General features: G+C 56.9%; 3 protein-coding genes. All 3 read left to right on the forward strand.

What is annotated here, in order from left to right; all coding sequences use genetic code 11:
- Positions 1 to 121: 121 nt before the first annotated feature.
- The 3 genes from OXU43_07210 to OXU43_07220 are packed head-to-tail and all read left to right on the forward strand — an operon-like array spanning position 122 to position 5,007.
- Positions 122 to 1,312 carry an AAA family ATPase gene (locus OXU43_07210; protein ID MDD9824943.1) on the forward strand — a complete coding sequence of 397 codons (1,191 nt, stop codon included), beginning with the start codon at positions 122 to 124 and terminating at the stop codon, positions 1,310 to 1,312.
- On the forward strand, positions 1,309 to 1,899 hold the full coding sequence (locus OXU43_07215) for a DUF4276 family protein (protein ID MDD9824944.1): 591 nt from the start codon (positions 1,309 to 1,311) through the stop codon (positions 1,897 to 1,899). Before OXU43_07210 ends, OXU43_07215 begins: the two co-directional genes overlap by 4 nt.
- A 6-nt stretch (positions 1,900 to 1,905) precedes the next feature.
- On the forward strand, positions 1,906 to 5,007 hold the full coding sequence (locus OXU43_07220; GenBank protein MDD9824945.1) for a DEAD/DEAH box helicase family protein: 3,102 nt from the start codon (positions 1,906 to 1,908) through the stop codon (positions 5,005 to 5,007).
- Positions 5,008 to 5,087: the final 80 nt, after the last annotated feature.

Consider the following 5,087-nt stretch of genomic DNA (forward strand, 5'->3'; position numbering starts at 1 on the left):
TTGCCGTCAAGGTCCTGGACGACCGCGGCAACGAACTGCTGGTGGTCAGGAAAACAAGTTAGCAAGCGAGGAAAGACAAATGGAAATAATTTCTGTAATGGGGGGAGCATAGGGAACGTAAATGAAAATCGAACGCATCCATATTCGGAATTTCCGCGCCTTGCATGACGTGGAATTGCGGAACGTTCCGCCGCTTGCGGTTTTTGTAGGCAAGAACGGCAGCGGGAAATCAACCCTTTTCAATGTATTTGGGTTTCTGAAAGATGCTCTGAAAAACAATGTTGACACCGCCTTGCAAAGAATGGGGGGCTATAACGATGTGGCGACCCGCGGCCATGCGGGATCCATTGCCATCGAAATTCAGTTCAGAATGCCGATCGCCGGGGTGGAGCGGCTGGTTACTTACCATTTGGAGGTTGCCGCCGACGGGCGCGGCGTTCCCATCGTAAAACGTGAAATTTTGCGCTATAAGCGCGGCGCCTACGGGTCGCCTTATCATTTTCTTGATTTTCGCGGCGGCAAGGGGTACGCCATCAGCAATGAAGAAGATTTTAACAAAAAAGACGAGGAATTAACGAAGGACGAACAAAGGCTGGAATCGCCTAATATACTTGCGATTAAAGGGCTGGGGCAATTTCAGCGCTTCCAGGCGGCCAGCGCCTTTCGCAGTTTGATCGAGAATTGGCATGTTTCCGATTTCCATATTATGGCCGCGCGTCAGCGGGTGGAGGCCGGAGTTGCAGAGCATTTGTCCGAAAGCGGCGACAATTTGCCACTGGTCGCGCGGAATCTGTATGAAAGAGACCGGGCAGTCTTCGATAAGATTCTAAAACGGTTCAGGGACAGCATTCCGGGAATGGCCAAAGTAACCACCAGCCTGACCGAGGACGGGCATGTGCTTTTACGGTTTCAGGATCGTTCATACAAGGACCCTTTTATCGCCCGTTATGTGTCGGACGGCACTATCAAGATGTTCGCCTATCTGGTATTGCTGCATGACCCCAACCCGCATCCGTTCTTGTGTATCGAAGAGCCGGAGAATCAGATTTATCCAGGATTGCTCGGCATGATCGTGGAAGAATTGCGCGATTATGCGATGCGCGGCGGCCAGGTTTTTGTTTCCACGCATTCGCCCGATGTGTTGAATCATGTAGAAGTTGAAGAGGCGTTTTTGCTGGAAAAAGAAAACGGAAAAACGAAAATTTACCCCCTGTCCGAAAACGAGCAGGTTAAGGCATTGTGCGAGGGCGGCGATAAACTGGGCTGGTTGTGGAATCAACGCCTTCTGAAAATTGACGGCACCGGCGCATGAAGGATACGGCGCCGGTTCAGTTGGTTTTTATGCTGGAAGAAGAGTCCGCTATGCATTTTCTCGAACGATTATTGCCCGCGGTTTTGCCTTCCCGCGTAAGTTATCTATGTATTCCGCATCAAGGCAAAGAGCATTTGCGGAAGTCCATTCCGATAAAACTGAAGCAATGGCTTGCGCCAAATGCCTTTTTCGTTATTTTGCACGATCAAGACAACCATCCGGATTGCAAACAGCTTAAGCGGGAGTTGCAGGCTTTATGCGCGGGCAGCAGGCATGCGCCGTTGATTCGCATTGTCTGCAGGGAACTGGAGGCTTGGTATTTTGGCGACCTGGATGCGGTTCAGAAAGCCTTTCCCGAATTTAAGGCCGCCGGATATAAAAGAAGGGCCCGGTTCCGCAATCCGGATTCCATAGTCAAGCCCAGCGATCATCTGCAGCGAATGGTCAAGGGCTTCACCAAGAGAAAAGCGGCGATAAGCATACCCCGGCACATGGCGATAGATAAGAACACATCGAGCAGTTTTAAGCACGTGATAAGCGGACTTAGAAAGGTTATAGCAACCCGGACAAACATACCGGGGAACTGAGCGACAATGCCCGCAACGGAAGTCGAAGCGCCCATCATCAACTCGCCTTACGAGGAGCCGACGGCGCACTGGAAAATCCATGAGCACGAGCCGGCGGAGAAAATCGGCGGGCGCCGCAGACCGACCTACATCTACCTGCGGCCCGGGACGCAGACGACCGACGAAAACGAACGCCAAGCGGGTTATACGATAGAGTTGCAGTTGGTGTCCCGGGTGCGCGAGCGGCTTGCCGAATGGCGGCCGCAGGCCCTGCGCGGCGGGGGCGGCGTCAGCCGGGTGACCATGGAGTTGCTCAATTACTGGCGCCGCGACGGACGGGAACATCCTCTGTTTTTTGCCCAACTGGAAGCGGCGGAAACGATTATTTTCCTGACCGAGGCGCGCGCCGATCTCCGGCAAGGCATTGCTATTCCGAAGGACGAGCCGGGGGAGGACAAACGAAAAAAAGGCTTTGCCGCTTTTGACCGCTTGTGCTGCCGGATGGCGACCGGCGCGGGCAAGACCACCGTCATGGCGATGCTGGCGGCGTGGAGCGTCTTGAACAAGGCCGCCAACAGGCAAGACCGGCGCTTTTCCGACGCCGTGCTGGTGGTTTGCCCGAATGTGACCATCCGCGACCGCTTGGCCGAACTGGACCCGAAGAAAGGCGAGGCAAGCATTTACCGCACCCGCGACCTTGTGCCGCCGGCGCTGATGCCGCAGCTGGCGCAAGGGCGGATTCTGACGATGAACTGGCACGGTTTCGAGCCGCGCAGTCTCCAGTCCGGCAGCAAGGTGGTGAAGGCCGGGCAGCGCATTTCCGTCCGCGAAACGGTGTGGATTGGTGACAAGAACACCACCGTGCGCGGCAGGCGGTATATGACCGAGAAGGATCTCAGGCACAAGAAGAAGCTGGGGCTTTTGCGCGTTCTTTCGGATACGGAAAAGAGAGACAAGGACGGCAATCTTGAAAAGGTGGAGATTGAGGCGGAAAAGTACATCGAATCCGATGCCGCGGCGGTGCGGCGGGTGCTGGAAGCCGAGCTGGGCTCGCGGCGCAAAATCCTGGTGTTTAACGACGAGGCCCATCACGCCTATCGTCTGCGCGGCGATGACGGCGAGGGGCAGGACAGCCTTATCGGCGACGAGGAAGCGGCGGCGAACTACTACAAAGAAGCCACGGTGTGGGTGGACGGCCTGGACCGGGTGCACAAGTTGCGCGGCGTCAATTTTTGCGTTGATTTCTCCGCCACGCCGTATTTTCTGGGCAACGCGGGCGAAGACACCAACCGCATCTTCCCGTGGACGGTCAGCAGTTTCGATCTGCAGGATGCGATCGAGGCGGGGCTGGTCAAGATTCCGCAACTGGCGGCGCGGGATTCTTCCGGCAACAAAGTTCCGGGTTATTTCAACATCTGGAAATGGATTATGCCGCATCTTACGCCGTCCGAACGCGGCGGCAAAAAAAGCGACGCCAAACCGGAGGCGATTCTGAAATATGCGCATACGCCCATCGCCATGCTCGGCGGCATGTGGGAGGCGTTGCGGAGGGAGACGGCGAAGTCCGACGATCCGCGCCCGCCGGTGTTTATCGTTGTCTGCAAGACGCGGAAACTGGCGAAGGTCGTATATGAATGGCTGGCCGAAGACCAACCGCCGAATGCCGCCATCCCGCTGGCGCAGTTGCCCGGGTTGCGCAACGATGCAGAGCGGCAAAACACAATCTGCGTGTATTCGGACGTGCAGAACGAAATCGAAAGCGGCAACGCCAGGAGTGACGAAGGCCGCTGGATGCGCCACACGCTGGACACCATCGGCAAGATGGACTGGCCGCGCGACAGCCAGAGGCGGGCGCAGTACCCCGACGGATTCGAGGAACTGGCGGAAAAAATGAGCCGCGAGAAACATCCGCCCGGGCGCGATGTGCGCTGCATCGTCAGCGTGGGGATGCTCACCGAGGGCTGGGATTGCAACACCGTGACGCACATCATCGGCTTGCGGCCGTTCATGTCGCAACTGCTGTGCGAGCAGGTGGTCGGCCGCGGCTTGCGGCGCGCCTCCTATGAAGTCGGTGAAGACGGGCTGATGAGCGAGGAAATCGCCACCGTGCTCGGCGTGCCGCTGTCCGCTTTTACCGTCAAGGCCACTGGCGCCGGCAATGGCGAGAAGCCAGGGCGTCACCATATTTATGCGCTTGCGCAAAAAGAGGACTATATGATTCGTTTCCCGCGGGTGGAGGGTTACCGGCAAGCCATCCATAGCCGCATCGTTTGTGAACTGGACAAGGTTCCTCCGCTAACCGTAGATATAGAGAAGATCCCGCCGGAAGTGGAGATGAAAGCAGGGTTGCCCGCCAATTCCGGCCGCCCTTCTTTGCACGGTCCGGGCAAAGTTGGCCAGGCCAGTCTGAAGGAATTCCGTGCACAGGCGCGCCTGCAGAAAAAAATCTACGAAATGACCACTGCACTGACCAGGCAGTACACCAATGATGCGGAATGCCAACTGCCGCCCGGGGCTTTGTTTTATCAGTTGTACCCCATTGTGCGGAACTACATTGACAAGAAGGTTTCCGCCCCCGCTCCCGCCGACAAAAAAGACGCTTTCTTGTCGCCATATTATGGGTACATTATTGAGCAGTTGTTGCAAGGCATTCGTCCTGACGAGTCTGCCGGCGAGGTGCCCGAACTGCCGCGCTATGAGCGGATGCGCGGCAACGGCTCCACCGCCGAGGTGGACTTTTACACTCGCCGCGAGCCGTATCCGGTGTTCAAAAGCCACATCAACGCCGTGGTGCCCGACACCAAGCGGTTCGAGCAGTCCGCCGCGTGGCATTTGGACAAGCATCCGCGGGTCTTCTCGTTTGCCAAGAACGAGGGCATGGGTTTCGGCATCCCCTATCTGCACAACGGCGAGTCTCACGACTACATGCCCGACTTTCTGGTGCGCCTGCAAGATGCGGAGCATTACCTGATTCTGGAAACCAAGGGCTACGACGAGTTGAGGGAGATCAAGAAAAGCGCCGCCGAGCGCTGGGTTGCCGCCGTCAACGCCGACGGCAGGCACGGGAAATGGCGGTATGCGATGGTCTCCGAAGTCGAAGAAATCAACGCGCTGCTAGACGGGCTGTAATAATCGTTCTGGCATGGCAAATATCCGCCATTCCTGCGCAGGCAGGAATCCAGCGCAAATAGAGCGCGGAACGCGCACAT

This window comes from Gammaproteobacteria bacterium (genome assembly GCA_028817255.1).
Lineage (GTDB): Bacteria > Pseudomonadota > Gammaproteobacteria > Porifericomitales > Porifericomitaceae > Porifericomes > Porifericomes azotivorans.